Here is an 18,024-nt window from a genome sequence, read left to right as displayed (position 1 = left end):
TCAGCGTTCTGCGGGCCCGGCGCCGCGCCAGGGGTCGTAGTCGGCCTCCAGCGGCTCCTGCGGCGGCCGCTCGGCCTCCGGCACGTGCTGGAGGTTGACCCGGATGCGATACCACACGCTGCTGCGCCCCCGCATGCCGTCGACCAGCACGTCGGCGGGCTCCAGCCGGGCCGCGACCTCCGGATGGCGGGCCTTCCACCGCTCGAACCCGGCCAGCGCCTCGTCCTTGTGCTCCGCCCGCGCGATCTCGATGACGGGCATGGTCTGCTGCCGGCCCCCCGTGCCCTTGGGCGGCTTGGGCGCGGGCCCGAGCTCCTCGGCCAGCGCCAAGAGCCCGTCGAGCGAGCCCGGGTGCAGGTCCATGTCCTCCCACGGATCGCCGGTCTCGGCCAGCCGCTTGGCCACGGTGTCGATCGTGAACTCCTCGGGGCGGCAGCCGGGCACCTCGTCCCACGTCAGCGGCGTCGAGACCCGGGCGTCGGGCACGGCCCGCACGGAGTAGGCGGAGGCCACGGTGCGGTCGTAGGCGTTCTGGTTGAAGTCGACGAACACGCCGTGCCGCTCCTCCTTCCACCACCGGCTGGTGGCCAGCTCGGGCGCGCGCCGCTCGACCTCGCGGGCCACCGTCTCGGCCGCCTTGCGCACCTTCGCGAACGGCCAGCGCCGCTCGATGCGGGCGTAGACGTGGAACCCTCGCGAACCAGACGTCTTGGGCCACGCGACCAGCCCGTGATCGGCCAGCACCTCGCGTGCCACCTGCGCGGTGGCCAGCACGTCGGCCCACTCGACGCCCGGCACCGGGTCGAGGTCGATGCGCAGCTCGTCAGGCCTGGACAGGTCGTCGGCGCGCACCGGATGGGGGTTGAGGTCGACGCACCCGAGGTTGACCACCCACAGCAGCTGGGCCAGGTCGGTGCAGACGACCTCCTCCGCGCTCAGCCCCGAGCGGTATTTCAGCTCGGCCACCTCGATCCAGTCGGGCCGCTTGGCCGGGGCGCGCTTCTGGAAGAACGCCTCCTGCTCGATGCCGTGCACGAACCGCTTGAGCACCATCGGCCGCCCGTGGACGCCCCGCAGCGCCGCCTCGCCCACGGCCTGGTAGAAGCGGATCAGGTCGAGCTTGGTGTGGCCGGACTGCGGGAAGACCACCTTGTCGGGGCTGGTGACGCGGACTTCGTGACCCGCGACCTCGATGTCAGGCATACGGTCACGATACGCGGGGCCACCGACAAGGCTCAGGGCGCCAGCTCGGCGCGGCGGGCGCGGCTGCGCGACTCCAGGTAGGCCAGGCCGAGCTGCCGGTGCCTGGCGATGGCCGCCCGATTGTGGTCGAGCGCCTGCTCCGTACGCCCGAGCCGGAGCGCGAGCTCGGCCAGCACGTCCTGCACGCAGCCCAGGGCCGCGCTGCCCGTGCCCAGGACGATGGGCTGGTCGGCGATCGGCAGCAGCCGCTCGTACATCTCCCCGGGGTCGGGGGTGCCGAGCTGGGCGGCCACCAGACCCCAGACCGGGAAGAAGAAGTCGGCCGACCAGTCCTCCCGCAGGTCCACGCCCCACCGCCCGAGGAGTTGCCGCGCCTGTTCGGTGCGGCCGACGTCCAGGGAGGCCAGGATGGCGAGCGGGCGCACCATGCTCATGAGCGGCTGATCGCCCGCGGCCACCAGCTCGTCCAAGAGCTCCGCCACCCGGCCCTGGCCGCGCCGGCAGGTGTAGAGGACGCCGAGGCGGCGGGCCTCCTGGCCCCACAGGCTCGCCCCGAAGGAGATCTTGGGGAAGTGCTCGGCCAGCGCCTCCGCCTCCGCCCACCGACCGTGCAGGGCGTGGTCGGCGGTCTGCGCGACGCGGACCATGGCCTCCAGCTCGGGCCGGGCGACCTCGTGCAGCAGCTGTTCGCAGCGGGCCAGGTCCCTGCTCCACTCGGCCAGCTCGCCCGCGCGCAGCAGGCACGACATGCGCAGCACCCGCGCCACCAGCCTGGCCTCCCTGGGCAGGCCGGGGACGGCCAGCATCTCCTCGGCCGCCGCCAGCCGCTCGGGGTTGCGGCCGGGTACGAAGCTCGCGATCACGTAGTTGTTGAGCGCCCTGGCCAGCACCATGGGGTCACCGGAGCGGCGGGCCAGGCCGACCGCGTCGAGCGCCAGCCGCTCGCCCTCGGCGCGCCGGGGGCCGTAGTGCAGCTCGATGCCGAGCGTGCCCAGGAGCGCGGCCCTGGACCGGTCGTCGAGGTCGCCCGCCAGGAGGTCCTCCAGGATCGCGACCATGTCCTCGTCCACGACGCCGTACGGGCGCCAGTTCCACACCGACAGGCCGCCGAAGACCGAGACCGCCGCCACCAGCGCGTCCCGGTCGCCGAGCCGCTGGGCCTGGGCGACGGCCTCGGTCAGGTCGCGGTAGGTGCCTTCGGCGTCGCCCGTGGTGCGCCGGGCCTGGCCCAGCTCGGTGAGCACGCGGCAGCGCTCGGGCGAGTCGCCGGGCGGCAGGTGGTCGAGCGCCAGCTCCCACAGCTGCACGGCCTCCTGGTAGCCGTGGCGTTCCGCGGCCTGCGCGGCGGCCCGGGCGGCGTACGTGACGGCCTTGGGCGCGCCGCCCAGCCGGGCCGCGGCGGCGAAGTGGCCGGCCAGGATCGCCGGGTCGGCGCCGGGCAGGGTCTCCAGGTGCCCGGCGGCCCGCAGGTGCAGGCGGGCGCGGTCGAGCCGGGTGAGGCCCTGGTCGAGCGCCTGCCGTACGAGGGCGTGGGAGAAGCGGTAGTCGGCGGCCCCGGCCGGCATCTCGGCCAGCAGCCCGGCGGCCAGCGCGGGCTCCAGCCGCGACATGACCTCCTCGACGGGGCGGTCCACGAGGGCGGTCAGCAGGTCCAGCTCCACCTCCCGGCCCGCGACCGCGGCGGCTCTGAGCAGGTCCCGGGTGGGCTCGGGGAGGCGGGCCAGGCGGCGTTCGATGACGTCGCGGGCTCCGGGCGGGACGAGGTGGCGCTCGCGTTCGGGCAGGCGGAGCAGCTCCGTCAGGTAGAACGGGTTGCCGCCCGAACGGTCGAACAGCTCCTGCGGGTCGGCCGCCACGTCGCGCAGGCGCAGGTAGTCGCGCACGCCCGAGGCGTCGAACGGCGCCAGCGGCAGCCGGCGGCCCTCCCTGGCCAGCGCGCCCAGGGTCTCGCGCAGCTGCTCGGGGTGGTCGCCCGGCTCGGGCCTGAGCGTGGCCACGACGAGTGCGGAGGTCCTGGCCAGCTCGCCGGCGACGTGGCCGAGCAGCTTCAGCGAGGAGGCGTCGGCCCAGTGCAGGTCCTCCAGCACCACGAGCAGGGGGCCGGTCCGCAGCTCCGCCAGCACGGCGTCGTACAGGTCGAACAGCTCGGCCTGCGGGGACGGCGGGATCAGGCCCGCGCGGGTCCACGGCCAGAACGCGGGGGCCGTGCCGCCGTCGAGGCAGCGGCCCCACTCCACCCGGAAGCCCCTGGCCGTGGCCAGGTCGGCGACGGCCCTGGCCAGGCTCGTCTTCCCGATGCCCGCCTCGCCGGTGACCAGCGCCAGCCCGCCCCTGCCGTGTCGGGCCTGCGCCAGCAGCTCCTCCAGGACCCGAAGCTCGCCCTCCCTGGCCACGAGCCTGTCGGACCCCGGCCCTGCGGGGACAGGCGCGGGAGCGGGGTCCTGGATGTGCGCCGGGTTGAGCTTGGGGCCCGGGTCGAGCTCGGGCGCCTGCTCGAACACCGCCTGCTCCAGCCGCCTCAGCTCGGGCCCCGGCTCGATGCCCAGCTCGTCGGCGAGCAGGGCGCGCACCTTGCGCAGCGCCGCGAGCGCGTCGGCCTGGCGGCCCGCCCGGTACAGCCCGAGCACCAGCAGCCCCCACGCCCGCTCCCGGTACGGGTGCGCCTCCGTCAGCGCCTCCAGGTCGGGCACGCTCGCCTCTCCGAGCGCCAGCCGGGCCTCCAGCCGGTCCTCCTCGGCCACGAGCCGCAGCTCGTCCAGCCGCGCGGACGCCGCCGGCGCCAGATCGGGGAACTCGGCCAGCGGCTCCCCCCGCCACAGCGCGAGCGCCCGGTCGAGCGTCCGCGCGCCCTCCGCGTGCCGCCCCTGCCTGACCAGGCGCGCCCCGTCGGCGGCCCACGCGGCGAAGCGGCCCACGTCCGTCTGGCCGGGCGTGACGTCCAGCACGTAGCCGGGCTCGCGGGTGAGCAGCACCCGGGGCGGCGTGCGCGGCTTGCGGTCCGGCTCCAGCACCCGCCGCAGATGCGAGACGTACGCCTGCAGCGTCGCCGTGGCCTTGGCCGGCGCCTCCCCCGCCCACAGCTCCTCGATCAGCCGGTCGAGCGGCACGACGCGGCCGGGCTCGAGCGCCAGCCTGGCCAGGACCGCCCGCTGCTTGCGGGTGCCGAGGTCGAGCCGGTTGCCGTCGCCGTCGTCCACCTCAAGCGGACCGAACAGTCTGAACTCCACGAACCCCAAGTCAACCTCAAATACTTCCCAAGTGCCGAAACGCATGCTTGATCCATGAACGAACTGAAGAACTTGACCAACGGCCGCGTGCTCCTCCCCGGCGACGAGGGTTTCGACGAGGCGCGCAGGCCGTGGAACCTGGCCGTCGACCAGCGGGTGCGCGCGGTCGTCGAAGCGGCCGACGCCGACGACGTGGCGGCCGCGGTCGGCTACGCCCGCCTGCACGGGCTGGCGGTGACCGCGCAGCCGAGCGGCCACGGCGCCTCCGGCGACACCGAGGGCACGATCCTGCTGCGGACCGGCGGCCTGGGCGGAGTGGAGATCGACAACGGGGTGGCGCGCGTCGGCGCGGGTGTGAAGTGGGGCGAGGTGCTGGCGGCGGCGAGCCCGCTCGGGCTGACCGGCCTCGCGGGCAGCTCCCCCGTGGTCAGCGTGACCGGGTACACGCTGGGTGGCGGGCTGAGCTGGTTCAGCAGGAAGTACGGCTTCGCCGCCGACAGCGTGCGGGCCTTCGACGCGGTGGACGCCGGGGGCCGGCGGATCCGGGTGACGGCCGAGCGGGACCCCGAGCTGTTCTGGGCGCTGCGGGGCGGCGGCGGCGACTTCGCGGTCGTGACGGCGATGGAGTTCGACCTGCGGCCCGCCCCCTTCCTGTACGGCGGGCGGATCACGTGGCCGATCGAGCGGGCGCCCGAGGTGCTGGCCGCCTACCGCGAGGTCACCGCGACCGCGCCGGACGAGCTGACGGTCTGGTTCGACCTGCTGCAGATCCCCGGCGGGCCGGGGTTCGTCATGATCGACAGCACGTACCTGGGCCGGGACCCGGGCACGCTGCTGCGGCCCTTCGAGCTGATCGGCGGCGCACTCAGTGACAACCGGCGGCTGCTGCCGGTCGCCGAGCTGGGCTCCATCTGCGACGAACCCACCGATCCCCAGCCCGGCACCAGCCGGTGCGAGCTGCTGACCGGGCTCGACGACCAGGTGGCCGGCGTGCTGCTGGGCGAGCCGATCGACCCGATGATCAGCATGCAGATCCGGCACCTGGGCGGCGCGCTGTCCAGGCCCGCCGACGGGGGCGGCGCCGCGGGGCACCTGGACGAGCCGTACCTGATCTACGCGATCGGCGCGCCCACCGAGGCCACGGCCGAGCGCCTGGGGCGGCTGGGCAAGGCGCTGGTGCCGTTCAGCAGCGGGCGCAGGCCGTACACGATGCTGCACGGTGGCGAGCAGGCCGCGGCGGCGTTCCCGAGCGAGTCGCTGGCCAGGCTCCGCGACCTCAAGCGCTCCCGCGACCCGCACGGCGTCATCCGAGCCAACTTCCCCGTGCTGGGGTAGAGCCGGGCGGCGCCGCTCAGGGCCGGATCTGACGCGTGATGGACGGGTCGGTGATCGCGGTGTCGGCGGCCAGGAGGAACGCCTTCGACAGGACGATCGACAACATGCCGCCGTCCTCCTCGAAGGGCAGGAAGACCGGGTCGCCGGAACCGCGGCGGGGGACGATGCACAGGTAGGCGTCGTTGGGCTCCATGAGGATGTTGCCCGAGCCAAGGTGGATCTTGTAGGTGCGCAGGTCACCGCGGACGCGCAGGAACCGGTCGGCGATGGTGCAGCGGTCGGCGATGGCCAGGCGCGGCAACAGCCGGGCCAGCGCGTCACGGCGGATGCGGGCGGTCTCGGTCAGGTCGCCGAAGCCGTAGGACTGCCAGTACTCGCCGTCGCCCTCGGGGTCCAGGCCGATGGAGGTGACGCCGACGGCCAGGTCGGCGTCGCGCAGCACCTCCGACAACGTCAGCGGGGCCACCTCGGCCAGCGGGACTCGGCGCCCGCTGGCGTCGGTGAAGTGGAGATCGCCGCTGACGCAGATGGACACCGTGCCCAGGTCATCTCGCTCGAACGAGCCCTCATCCAGATGAAAGCCCCAGTGGGCGACCAGGCCGCCGGGGAGCTCCTTGGCGGCTTCGGCCTGGTCGGAGCCGTACTCCCAGCCCCAGTGGCCCAGTGACATCCCGGTCCAGCCGCGTCCGGTCAGCAGCGCCTTCGCCTGGCCGTAACGCAGCAGATGACCGGTGAAGCGGCGCGAGTGGTCGCGAGTCTCCTCTTCGGCGGGGGTCAGCAGGTAGACCTCGCGGAAGGCCTGCTTGAACGGCTGACGCAGGCCGTACTCCATGAGGTGGTCGCGCCAGGCGCGCACTTCTTCCATGCTGTGGGAGATGGGGTGCCAGAGGAGCACCGGGGTGTCAGAGTCGGGCTGGATGCGGCGCCCTGCCGGGTCGGTCAGCTCCCAGGTGCCGTCCACGAGCACCGGGCGCCCGGCCGGTCCCTGGAGGATCTCCCAGATCAAGGTCCTGCCCATGGAACCGGTGACCGGGTGGTCGAGGTAGTACTCGCACACCTCGCTCCAGCGCCAGATGCGTTCGGTGGCCAGTGCGCGCTCGATCCGGAAGCGCTCGGCCGGCAAGACCTTCTTGATCTCCTTGGCGGTGGCCTTGAGCTCGGCCAGCAGCTCCTTGTGCTCCTCGCGGACGGCCTTGGGGATCGTCTTGCGGATCTTGCCGGAGGGGTCGACGAAGCCCACGACGCCGTCGAGAGCCAACCGCAGGCCGTGTTCGGTACGGGTGCCGTCGGTGCCCAGCCCGAAGGCCGGGACCGTGCGCTCCAGCAGTTGCTCGGGCGACAGCCCGCTCTGGACGGCGACCGCGTCCAAGGTCTTGGCCACGCCCGCCAGGATGGTCTTCTTGCGCACCTTGGCCTGCACCCGGGCCAGCTGGGCGACCACCTCCAGGCCGCCGCGCCGGGCCAGCACCCCTATCGCGGCGTTGGCCAGTATCTCGCTGCGCGCGTTGGCGCCGGAGCCGCCGATCCCGGTGCCGGTCGCCACGGCGACATCGCCCAGCAGCGCGGTCACCCACGGCTTGTCGATCAGCTCGCAGGTCCACACCATGCCCCGCAGCGGTACGGCGGTGCGCTCGCGCAGGAAGACGGTCTCGGTCCACTCGCCGCTGCGGGTGGGGTGCCGGAGCGTGACCTCACGGTGGGCGATGACCTGGCCGAGGATGTCTTTGATCAGTTCTGCGGCCTGCGGGGTCAGCAGCTCCGTAGCCCGCCGGGTCCACCTGGCGCTGGGTTTGGAGGCGGTGGCGGTGGTCCAGTGCCGCAGCATTGGCAGGACCTCGGGAGCGGTGAGGCGGGTGGCGTGATCGGCGATCATCCGGGTGGCGAACGCGTCGTCCTCCCACATGATGTTGCGGACCGTGGCGCCGGGATCGCCGGTCTCCGGTTCGGTCAGCAGCGCCTCGACCGGCTCGCGCAGGACCTCCCAGGCGGGCTTCCAGTGCTGGGCGAACCACCTGGGCAGGTAGTTCAGCACGTCGCGCCGCTCGTGGTAGGGAAGCCGGGCGGTGGCGGCCAGCGGCAGCCGGTACAGCTCGGCGTAGTTGGTGTGCCGCCAGGTCATCAGGCCGTTGGCCGCGTGCCACAGCTGGGCGACCTCCGCCTTGGGAACCTCCGGCAGGTGGCCGATCACCTCGCGGATGACGTCGAGCCGGCGTTCGTCGTGGTCGTGGCCGCCGTCCCAGCCGAGGCTGAGCCGCATCTGCGCCCACACGGCGAAGAGGCGTAACTCGCTCTCGTCGTACTCCTCGACCTTGAAGGCCTGATGAGCGGCGAAGGCGGAGTCGAACCGCTCGAACACCTCTTTGTGGTCGTTGGCCAGATAGACGAAGTCGTACTGGTTGTTGAGTGGAGAGTCCTTAAGAATGTCGTAGTTCACGTCAGCCCCCCGACCACGGGGACGACCTTGACGAAGGACACCACCAGCAGCAGGAATCCGTTGCGGGCGAACGCGGCCTCGGCCTGCTTCTCCCGGTCCAACCTGCGAGCGGTGCGCGTCTCCAGCTCCCGGCTTGCCGCAGTCTCATCGCGAAACGTCACTGATGCCATCGAACGCCCTGTTTCTCGAAATGTCAGATGATGACGCCATCTATAGCAACGCAGGGCGACAAAACATCAGCGACAGTGGGCTCTGATGATCTTCGAGATGTGGGCGCGAACCCGGACGTCTCAGAGGTCGCCGAAGTCGCCGTGGCGGCCCGCGCCCGCGGCGAAGCGGGCGGCGCCGCCCACCGCGTCGGGCAGCGAGACGAGCCCGTGACGCAGCTCGTTCAGCATCGCCTCCTGCTCGCTCAGCCCTTCCTGCTCCAGCGCCGACAGCCGGTCGCCGCGCAGGCAGGTCTGCGGGAAGCGGGCGATCTCGCGCGCCAGCTCCTCGGCCTGCCGCCGGGCGGTGCCGGTCGGCACGAGCCGGTTGGCCAGCCCCCACTCGTACGCCTCCCGCCCCTCGACGGGCCGGCCGGTGAGGATCATGTCCATCGCCCGGGAGGCGCCGACGAGGCGGGGCAGCCGTACGGTGCCGCCGTCGATGAGCGGCACCCCCCACCTGCGGCAGAACACCCCGAAGACCGCTCCCTCCTCGGCCACCCGCAGGTCGCACCAGAGGGCCAGCTCCAGCCCGCCCGCGACGGCGTGCCCGGCCACGGCGGCGATGACCGGCTTGGACAGGCGCATCCTGGTCGGGCCCATCGGCCCGTCGCCGTCCTCGCCGACGTGGTTGTCGAGCGCCTTGAGGTCGGCGCCGGCGCAGAACGTGCCACCCTCGCCCCACAGCACCGCCACGGCGGCGTCGGAGCCCTCGAAGTCACGGAACGCGGTCACCAGCGCGTCGGCCGTCTTGCGATCGACCGCGTTACGCGCCTCCGGCCTGCTGATCACCACGGTGGTGACCGGTCCCTCGCGCTCCACGCGTACGGTCATGCGGCCCTCCTCGGGGAAGTCCTCGGGGAACGGGCCGAGCGTACGTCCAAGCCGGGGTTCCCGGCCAGCAACTCACCGTCAGTGGTGGCCGAGAGACTCCAGACGGACAGGTTCCATCAAAGCGACCTTGGCGCCCTCGAAGCCCGCCAGCCGGAATCTCGCAACGGGCCCAGCGGATGGTGGCAGAATGTGACCATGCGGCCACCCCGAGCGAAGTACTTCAACACCACCGGCCCGTGCGGCCCGCAGCACCACTACATGGTGCCTCCCGCGCAGCGGCTCCCGGGGGCGCGGACGCTCATCGACATGGACCGCTACTTCGTGCTGCACGCGCCCCGGCAGACCGGGAAGACGACCGCACTGCGCACCTTGGCATCCGAGCTCACCGCCGAGGGCGACGTCGCCGCCCTGATGTTCTCCTGCGAGCGCGCCAAGGCAGCCGGTGACGACTACGCCGCCGCGGAGTCGATTTTGTTGAAGTCCATCAGCGAAGCCGCCGAGTGGTCGGGATGGCCGAACGAATTGCTGCCGCCGGATCCCTGGCCGCAGTCGCCTCCAGGCACCCAGTTCAGTGCGGCATTGACCGAATGGTGCCATCGCTGCCCGCGGCGGGTGGTGCTGTTCTTCGACGAGATCGACGCCCTGCAGGGCACCAGCATGATCAGCATCCTCAGCCAGCTCCGCGACGGTCACAACGCGCGGCCAGGGGGTCGTCCGTTCCCCACGTCCGTAGTGCTCTGCGGGGTCCGCAACGTGCGTGATTACAAGGTCGCCTCGGGCAGCGATTCTGACGGGTCGAACCCGGCCAGCCCTTTCAACATCATCACCGAGTCGCTACGCCTGGGCGACTTCACCGCCGATCAGATCGCCGAGCTGTACGACCAGCACACGCAGGCGACCGGCCAGGAGTTCACCAAGGACGCGGTGGATCGGGTCTTCGAGCTGACGCAGGGACAACCGTGGCTGGTCAACGCGCTCGCCTTTGAAATCACCCTTCAGACAGGGGTGACCAGTGCCATCACCGCCCGGCAGGTGGAGGAGGCCAAGGAGCGGTTGATCCGGGCGCGCGCCACTCATCTGGACGCGCTGGTGGCCCGGTTGCACGATCCCCGGGTCAAGCGGGTGATGGAGCCCATGGTCGCCGGGTCGTTCCCCAACATCGATCCCACCTTCTCCGACGACCTCTCCTACGTCCGCGATCTGGGCCTGGTCAAGCAGAAACCTCCGCTGGAGGTGGCGAACCCGATCTATCGGGAGGTCATCCTGCGGGTGCTGGGAGATCCGTCGGAACAGTACGTGATGGCCGAGCCGCGCAGCTTCGTGCTGCCGGACGGCCGGTTCGACCTGGACCGACTGCTGAAGGAGTTCGTCGTGTTCTGGCGCGAGCACGGCGAGGTGCTCATCCGCCAGGAGGGTTACCACGAGGCCGCCTGCCAGATCATCCTCATGGCCTTCCTCCACCGGCTGGTCAACGGCGGAGGCTATCTCGACCGGGAGTACGCCGCGGGCACCAAGCGCCTGGACGTGCTGGTCCGCTGGCCCTACACCGGGCCGGAAGGCGAACGGCTGATGCAGCGCGAGGCCATGGAGCTGAAGGTCTGGCGGACAGGCGGGGACGACCCGTTGCCCGACGGCCTCGCGCAGCTCGACCGGTATCTGGACCGGCTCAGCCTCGACACCGGCGTACTGGTGGTCTTCGACCGGCGCCCAGAGGCCCCGCCCTGGAAGGAGCGAGGCCATTTCAAGCAGGCGCCAACGCCGTCCGGCCGCCAGGTCACCGTCCTGCGAGTGTGACGGGTGCCCGAGTCTCCGGTAAGAGCCGATCCCGCGGTTGAAGACCATGGCGATGGATGAGAGAGTGCGCGATTGGATCAACCTGCGGCGAGTGTCCGGAAGCACGAGCGGCGGCAGTTCACCGGCCTGGCGCTGCCCTCCGGGTGGCGGACACACCTGCTCGAACACCGGCGTATTCGCCGTCGAGGGCTGGTCCTCGCGCTCGCCACAGGACTGCTCACGACCCAGGTCGTGACCGCCGGCGTCACCCGCGGGAGGACTCACCTGACCAAGACCAGCGCCACACAGCGCACCAGTGTGCTTGAGGTGGGGCCGCCACGACCCGCCCTCCAGTCGCTGCACCAATTGGTGGTGATCGCCGGCTGAGGTGAGCGGACCCACCCCAGCGGTCGTCAGAGCGTGACAGCCCCCGAGATGAGCTCGTCGAACAGCTCCGAGCCCTCCGCCGGGCGGTCGATGCCGCGCAGCGGGCCGTGATCCACGAGGTGGGCTTCGGCGTAGAGCCGGGCCACCAGCGCCTTGCGGCCGTCGTCGAGCTCCCAGGCGGCCTGGTCCTCCAGGAGGGCGGCGGCGTACACGTCGGCCATGAACTGCGCCAGCGGATACAGCCGCTCCTCCGCCGCCGAGGGCTCCAGCGCGGCCCACGCCGTGACGGCCTTGGCGAGGTCGTCGATGCGGGCGTGGACCAGGTCGGAGGTGGCCAGGTCGCGCAGGCGGTCGAGGAAGGGCAGGTGGGCCTGCTCCTTCACCATGGCCCGCCGGACGTCGAGGCAGAGGATGTTGTCGCCGCCCTCCCAGATCGGGTTGACCTGGGCGTCGCGCAGGAGGCGGGCCACCGGCCACTGCTCGATGTAGCCGTTGCCCCCGTGCACCTCGATCGCGTCGCTCGCCGCCGTCACGCCGAGGCGGGCGGCGCGCAGCTTGATCAGGGCGGGGGCGATGCGCAGGCGGGGGCCGGCGAGGCCGTCGAAGGCGAGCGCCTGGGCAGCCTCGACCTCGACGATCAGCTCGCTCAGCTTGCGGCGCATGAGCGGCTGGTCGATGAGCGGCCGTCCGAACGCCTCGCGGGACCGGGCGTAGCAGATCGACTCCACGAGCGCGCGCCTGGCCACGCCGACGCCCATCATGGCCACGCCGAGCCTGGAGGCGTTGGTGAGCTTCATCATGGTCCCGAGCCCGGAGCCGGAGCTCTCCCCCGAGAGGGGGAAGGCCTCCGCGTCGCTGAACTCGACCTCCGCCGAGGCGACCGAACGGGTGCCGAGCTTGTCCTTGAGCCGCCTGATCCGCAGGCCGTTGCGGCTTCCGTCCCGCCGGTCCCACAGCACGAGGAACGGCGACACGTTCCCGTCAGGGCGCCTGGCCAGCACCACGAACGCGGATCCGTTGGCGTTGGAGGCGAACCACTTGAAGCCCGTCAGCAGCCACGCGTCGCCCGCGGGCTCCGCCGTGGCCTCCAGCGCGGCCAGGTCGGAGCCGCCCGTCCGCTCGGTGAACATCTGAGCGGCCTCGCCGGAGTAGTAGCCGTTGGCGAAGATCTCCCGCACCCGATCGCGTACGTCCTCGGGCGCGTACTTCTCGGCGAGGGAGACCACCATGTCCCCTCCGGTGCCGAGCGCGCAGCCCATCCCGATGTCGGCCTGATCGAGCAGGTACGTCCAGGCGGCGGCGAGCGCGGCCGGGTTCGCCCCGTGCGCCCGGGCCTCGGCGGCGAAGGACGGAGAGGTGAAGTTGTCCTCCATGAGCGCCCGCCGGGCCGCGTGGAACGACGGCGGCATGACGACCTCGCTGACGTCCCTGCCCCACTTGTCGTACTTCTCCAGCCGCGGCGGGTTGCGGTCGGTCTCCTCGGCGCACTCGGCCACGAGCCCGCCCATCAGCGCGCCCAGCCGGTCCAGGCGCGGCTCCGCCCAGGCGAAGCCCTCGCCCAGGTGGCGCCGCATGAGCAGGCGCAGCGTGGGATCGCAGGTCCACCAGTTGCGCCCGGCGGCGCCCTGGTAGCGCTCGGTGGCGTAACGGTCGCTGCGGTCGAAAGGTTCGATGAGATAGCGCCCCATACTCGCGAGTGTTACATATACTCGACACGCGATGGAAGAGCGTAACACCCTGAGCGCCAGATCGGCCGTGCTGAGCGCGCTGCTGGGCAGCCACCCGCCGCGGCTGCCGGCCCGGCAGCTGGTGCGCATCGGCGCGCTGTTCGGCATCGCCGAGGGCACCGTACGGGTGGCGCTGTCGCGCATGGTCGCGGCCGGCGACCTCCTCCAGGACGGCCGCTTCTACACGCTGTCGGAGCGGCTCGCCGAGCGCCAGGCCAGGCAGGACGAGAGCCGCGACCCGCACACCAGGCCGTGGGACGGCACGTGGGAGGTCGCCGTGGTCACGGCGGAGCGGCGCGCGCCCGCCGACCGGGCCGCGTTCCGGGCCATGATGACCGCGCTGCGCCTGGCCGAGCTGCGCGAGGGCACCTGGATGCGGCCCGCCAATCTGGTGCGCGCGTGGCCGGAGGCCGTCACGGCGCAGTGCACGCTGATCGACGGCCGCCCGCACGACGACCCCACTCCCCTGCTGTGGGACCTGGACGGCTGGGCGGCCGAGGCCCGCAAGCTGGAGCGGGCCCTCGACCGCGCCTTTGACCGGGCCGGCGGCCTGGCCGAGGGCTTCCTGGTCTCGGCCGCCGTGCTGCGCCACCTCCTGGCAGACCCGCTGCTCCCGCGGGAGCTGCTGCCGACCGGCTGGCCGGGCGCGGAGCTGCGCGCCCGGTACGACGACTTCGACCGCCACTACCGCGAGGTGCTGTACGAGCACCTCAAGGGCTGAAAACCGTCAGAGGGGCACGCCGAAGATGATCCGGCGGTTCCTGAACTCGGTGACGCTCCACAGCTTGCCGCCCTGCACCGTCAGGTCCTCCGGCCCGATGGGGAATCCCCGCGTCTCCAGCTTGCCGTCGGTCTGGACGAGCAGCTTGCCGTTGGCGTTCGCGCCGGCCGCCTGGCTCAGGTACCACTTGCCGCCCCACGAGATGGCCCCCTGGATCTTGGGCTGTCCCATCACGAAGGCGTCCTCGGGCTCGCCTCCGGCCAGGCCCAGGGGCCAGCGGCCCACCCAGCCGCCCGGGTCGTCCTCGCGGTACTCGCCGGTGACCAGCCGCGGCGTGCCGCCGCTGCGGTCGATCGAGACGAACGAGAAGAGCGGCCCCGGCTTCGCGACCTTCCAGAAGTCGGTCTGCGGCATCACGTACCGGTAGCCGAATGCGTGGAACTTGCCGCCCTGCCGCCCGACCCGCGTGGGGTCGCCCAGGTCGTTCTGGGCGGTGCGCAGGTCGAGCACGTGCTTCAGGTCGAAGACGCGCAGCCCGCGCTTGGTGTCGGCGATGTAGACCAGGTCGCCGTCGCACGCGATGCCGCCCGCGTGGATGTTGATGGGCCCGTACGAGCCATCCGGCTTCGCCTCGACCAGCAGCGCATGCTGATATTTCAGGGTTTTGGGGCTGAGAAAGGACACCCTGATGCCCCGCTCACCCACCTCCGGCTTGAAGTACCAGGACGCCAGAAATGCCGGCACCCCGATGGAGCCCGACTCGTCCGAGCAGGTCAGCCCCTGCGGGTACCAGTCGACCGTGTCCTGGTCCTTGACGTCGAACGCGTACCACTCGGACGGTTTCGGGCTCATCGCCCCGAGCGCGCCCGATGCCCCCTTGCGGGTCGCCATCCTGTTCGCCTGCGCCAGCACCGCCTCGACACCGGCGCCGCCGATCTGCCCCGCCAGCTTCGCCGCCCCTTCGGCCAGGTCGCCCGTTTCCCTGCGCAAGGCGAAAGGTGCCTTGTTCGTGGGTACCATCCCCGTTGCCGCCATAACTTCCTCGCTTTGCCGTCCCTTGACCTAGTTTGACGGACGGAGTGCGAGAGAAGTTTGCCTTCAGGGCCACAAATGCACCGGAAGCCCCGACAGTGACAGCTCACGGTAACGCTGTACGAGTAGTTCCCTGTCGCCCTGGAAACGTTCCAGAGCCTCCCGCTGCCAGGCCGCGCCCGTGCGGCGCAGTCGGGTGCGCTGCGCGATCACGTCCAGCGCGCCGTCGGCGTCCGACGGCGTCACCCCCGCCGCGAGCAGCCCTTCCCGCGCCTCGGGCAGCAGGCGGAGCACCAGGTCGGCGGCCTCGAAGTCGGCGTCGGAGCCGGGCCAGGAGAGCTTGGCGTCCAGCCCGTGCATGGCGGCGCGGTAGAAGTTCTGGTACGCCTCCCCGAACCGGAAGCCGGTCAGGTCACGCTCCGCCTGCGACAGCGTGAGCCCGAGCAGGAACGCGGTGTTGGCCGCCATGTCCGCGCACGACGGGCCCGCCGGCAGCGCCCGCATCTCGACCCGCAGGTGACCGCCGTCGGCCGGGTCGTAGACGGGCCGGTTCCACTGCCAGATCGTGCCCTGGTGCAGCCGCAGCTCCGGCACCTCGTACGGCCCCGCGTCGTCCCTCAGATCCGGCACCACGGGGTCGTAGTCCCGCACGTACCGCTCGAACAGCTCATACGCCCCCTCGCGCACCCAGTCGGAGCCGAACGTGACCCGCCCGTCCCTGCGCTCGCGCCGCTGCACGTCCCGGTCGTCGGCGGCCTCCTCCATCAGCGCGATGCGCGTCTCCTCCCACAGCCGCCTGCCGAAGAAGAACGGCGAGTTCCCGCAGGCGGCCAGCACCGGGCCGATGGCCAGCTGAGCGGCGTTGAACAGCCGGGCGAAGCGGTCGGGCGGCGTGCGGATGTGCACCTGCCAGGAGGTGTTGGCGCTCTCGAGGATCACGTCCTCCACCGACAGCTCCAGGTCGTCGATCTTGACCAGGAACGGCTCCAGCCGCAGCCGCCTGATGCCCCTGCTCATGGCCCGGTAGCGGTTCTGGTCGCTCATCGCGCCGACCGTGAAGTCCTCGGCGTCGAGCGTGGGCAGGATGCCGATGGGCAGCGCGCCTCCGCCCTCCACCGCCCCGTCCACCTTCACGATCGTCTCCTGAACCTCGCCGCTCAGCCGCTCGAAGGGCCGGCCGGCCAGCGGCGTCGGGGTCAGGTTCACCTCGACGTTGTAGCGGCCCAGCTCCAGCACCACGCGGGGGTCGCCGAGGGCTTCGAGCACCTGGCTGTTGCGGGGCAGCGGCCGGCCCCGCTCGTCGATCAGGAACAGCTCCAGCTCGGCCCCGACCGTCGCCGGGCCCTGGCCGAAGCCGGGGGTGGCGAGCAGCTCGCGCAGGACACCGAGCTGCTCCCGGATCCGCTCCCCGAAGGCGGCGTACTCCGCCTCGGAGAACCGCTCCTTATCTAGATCTCGTCCCATCACCCCCCTCTGTCCTATTCACCTGGCTTGACACCTCACCAATGGATAGATCCCCTGTCCTCCATGAACGCCCCGGTGGGGCCGTCGGCGTCGAGGGTCGCGAGCCGCACGGCGATGGCCGCGCCCTGCTCGGCGGTCTGGAACCCGCTGTGCCCGTTGAGGTCGGTGGCGCAGTAGCCGGGGTTGGCCGCGTTCACCTTGATCGGGGTGTCGATCAGCTCCTTGGCGTAGCTGACGGTGACCATGTTGAGCGCGGTCTTGGAGGAGTTGTAGGGCATGATGTTGACGTCCCAGAAAGGGCTCTCCCGGTCCATCGCCATGGTCAGCGAGCCCAGCTCGGACGTCATGTTCACGATCCGGCCGGCCTCCGATTCCCGCAGCAGCGGCAGCATCGCGTTGGTGACCGTGACCACGCCGAACACGTTCGTCTCGTAGACCTCCCTGAGCACCCCGGCCGGGGTGGCGCTGGGACGCGGGTCCATGAAGCCGCCGGTGATCCCGGCGTTGTTCACCAGGATGTCCAGCCGGCCGTACTCCTGCTCGACCCACTTCGCGGCGGCCGCCACGCTCGCCTCGTCGGTCACGTCGAGCCGCACGTACGGCTGCCCCAGCCGCTCCGCGGCGGCCCGCCCGCGCTCCTCGTCGCGCGCCCCCACGATCGCGGTGACACCCTGCTCGGCCAGCAGCCGCGCGATCTCGTAGCCGATTCCCTTGTTGGCGCCCGTGATGAGGGCAATCTTCGTCATGCGTCCACGTTCGCCCAGGTCACAGCGAGTCCGGGAGAGGTCTGGAGAGGCTGGTATCACCGGTACCACCCAAGCACGGCCGGACATCACTGAGGATGGAGGCATGAACCGCGACGAACTCGCCGACTTCCTGCGCGTCAGGCGCGCCCGTGTCACCCCCGCCGAGGTGGGCCTGCCGGGCGGCGAGCGGCGCCGCACGCCGGGCCTGCGCAGGCAGGAGGTCGCGCAGCTCGCCGGCATGTCGATCGACTACTACATCCGGCTGGAGCAGGGCCGGGGCCCGCACCCGTCCAGGCAGGTGCTCAACGCGCTGGCCAGGGCGCTCATGCTGGGCCGGGACGAGCGCGCCCACCTGCTCCACCTGGCCGGACACGCGGTGGAGACGCCCCGGATCAGGGAGGACCTGCCCGAGAGCCTGCTGCACCTGATCGGGTTCATGGAGGAGGTCCCCGCGTACGTGCTGGACGCCAGGTACGACATCCGCGCCTGGAACCCCCTGGCCGGCGTGCTCATGGGCGGCCTCGACACCGTGGCCCCGGACGACCGCAACGTCATCCGCTGGGTCTTCATGTCCCCCCACATCGCCGAGTATCTCAGCGACGAGGAGAAGGGCCGCTTCGCCCGCTCCTCCGTCGCCGACCTGCGCGCCGCCGCGGGCCGCTACCCCGACGACCGCAAGATCCAGGCGCTGGTCGCCGAGATGCTCGCGCTCAGCCCGCACTTCGCCGAGCTGTGGGCCAGGTACGAGGTCGAGATCCGCAGGGAACAGCGCAAACAGGTCACACATCCGCTGGTCGGCACCATCGACGCGATCTGCCAGGTCATGCCCGTGCCCGACCGCGACGACCTCCGCCTCGTCCTCTACACCACCGAACCCGGTTCGCCCTCCCACCAGGCCTTGCGCGACCTGCGGCAACTGACCCTAAGCTCATGAG

At 71.8% G+C, this 18,024-nt stretch carries 14 protein-coding genes; 5 read left to right on the top strand and 9 right to left on the bottom strand.

The genetic code is table 11. From position 1 onward, the window contains the following. Positions 1-1,203 (bottom strand): non-homologous end-joining DNA ligase, encoded by a 1,203-nt coding sequence (gene ligD, locus ACIHFD_RS03880; protein ID WP_397365437.1) that lies wholly within the window; start codon positions 1,201-1,203, stop codon positions 1-3. A gap of 32 nt (positions 1,204-1,235) precedes the next feature. Continuing rightward, on the bottom strand, positions 1,236-4,430 hold the full coding sequence (locus tag ACIHFD_RS03875; RefSeq protein ID WP_397365436.1) for a BTAD domain-containing putative transcriptional regulator: 3,195 nt from the start codon (positions 4,428-4,430) through the stop codon (positions 1,236-1,238). Between the two features lie 54 nt (positions 4,431-4,484). Here ACIHFD_RS03875 and ACIHFD_RS03870 point away from each other — a divergent pair, with 54 nt between their 5' ends. After that, positions 4,485-5,765: an FAD-binding oxidoreductase gene (locus ACIHFD_RS03870; protein WP_397365435.1), complete on the top strand. Its 1,281-nt coding sequence runs from the start codon at positions 4,485-4,487 to the stop codon at positions 5,763-5,765. Between the two features lie 16 nt (positions 5,766-5,781). Here the strand turns inward: ACIHFD_RS03870 and ACIHFD_RS03865 are convergent, their stop codons facing one another. From ACIHFD_RS03865 to ACIHFD_RS03855, 3 genes are all read right to left on the bottom strand, one after another. After that, positions 5,782-8,199 (bottom strand): DUF4132 domain-containing protein, encoded by a 2,418-nt coding sequence (locus ACIHFD_RS03865; protein WP_397365434.1) that lies wholly within the window; start codon positions 8,197-8,199, stop codon positions 5,782-5,784. After that, positions 8,196-8,360, bottom strand: a complete 165-nt coding sequence (locus ACIHFD_RS03860; RefSeq protein ID WP_397365476.1) for a hypothetical protein — start codon at positions 8,358-8,360, stop codon at positions 8,196-8,198. The genes ACIHFD_RS03865 and ACIHFD_RS03860 overlap by 4 nt, the downstream gene beginning before the upstream one ends. A 129-nt stretch (positions 8,361-8,489) precedes the next feature. After that, positions 8,490-9,239 (bottom strand): crotonase/enoyl-CoA hydratase family protein, encoded by a 750-nt coding sequence (locus ACIHFD_RS03855; protein WP_350722101.1) that lies wholly within the window; start codon positions 9,237-9,239, stop codon positions 8,490-8,492. Between the two features lie 195 nt (positions 9,240-9,434). Here ACIHFD_RS03855 and ACIHFD_RS03850 point away from each other — a divergent pair, with 195 nt between their 5' ends. Next, positions 9,435-11,033 (top strand): AAA family ATPase, encoded by a 1,599-nt coding sequence (locus ACIHFD_RS03850; RefSeq protein WP_397365433.1) that lies wholly within the window; start codon positions 9,435-9,437, stop codon positions 11,031-11,033. A 72-nt stretch (positions 11,034-11,105) separates the two neighbouring features. After that, a complete protein-coding gene (locus ACIHFD_RS03845; protein ID WP_397365432.1) occupies positions 11,106-11,399 on the top strand; it encodes a hypothetical protein in 294 nt (97 codons plus the stop codon). A gap of 26 nt (positions 11,400-11,425) precedes the next feature. Here ACIHFD_RS03845 and ACIHFD_RS03840 read toward each other — a convergent pair whose 3' ends face one another. Next, a complete protein-coding gene (locus tag ACIHFD_RS03840) occupies positions 11,426-13,087 on the bottom strand; it encodes an acyl-CoA dehydrogenase family protein (RefSeq protein WP_397365431.1) in 1,662 nt (553 codons plus the stop codon). Positions 13,088-13,118: 31 nt separating this feature from the next. Between ACIHFD_RS03840 and ACIHFD_RS03835 the strand changes: the two genes are divergently transcribed. Beyond that, positions 13,119-13,847, top strand: a complete 729-nt coding sequence (locus ACIHFD_RS03835; protein ID WP_397365430.1) for a PaaX family transcriptional regulator C-terminal domain-containing protein — start codon at positions 13,119-13,121, stop codon at positions 13,845-13,847. A gap of 6 nt (positions 13,848-13,853) precedes the next feature. Here ACIHFD_RS03835 and ACIHFD_RS03830 read toward each other — a convergent pair whose 3' ends face one another. From ACIHFD_RS03830 to ACIHFD_RS03820, 3 genes are all read right to left on the bottom strand, one after another. Next, on the bottom strand, positions 13,854-14,837 hold the full coding sequence (locus ACIHFD_RS03830) for a hypothetical protein (protein WP_397365429.1): 984 nt from the start codon (positions 14,835-14,837) through the stop codon (positions 13,854-13,856). A gap of 108 nt (positions 14,838-14,945) precedes the next feature. Then, positions 14,946-16,343, bottom strand: a complete 1,398-nt coding sequence (locus ACIHFD_RS03825) for a glutamate--cysteine ligase (protein WP_397365428.1) — start codon at positions 16,341-16,343, stop codon at positions 14,946-14,948. Between the two features lie 35 nt (positions 16,344-16,378). Next, complete coding sequence (locus tag ACIHFD_RS03820) at positions 16,379-17,089, bottom strand: SDR family oxidoreductase (protein WP_397365427.1); 711 nt, start codon at positions 17,087-17,089, stop codon at positions 16,379-16,381. Positions 17,090-17,192: 103 nt separating this feature from the next. Here ACIHFD_RS03820 and ACIHFD_RS03815 point away from each other — a divergent pair, with 103 nt between their 5' ends. Continuing rightward, positions 17,193-18,023, top strand: a complete 831-nt coding sequence (locus ACIHFD_RS03815; RefSeq protein ID WP_397365426.1) for a helix-turn-helix transcriptional regulator — start codon at positions 17,193-17,195, stop codon at positions 18,021-18,023. Position 18,024: the final 1 nt, after the last annotated feature.

This window comes from Nonomuraea sp. NPDC051941 (genome assembly GCF_044593615.1).
The sequence above is the reverse complement of the archived record's forward strand: the minus strand, read 5'-3'. Positions and strand labels throughout refer to the sequence as shown.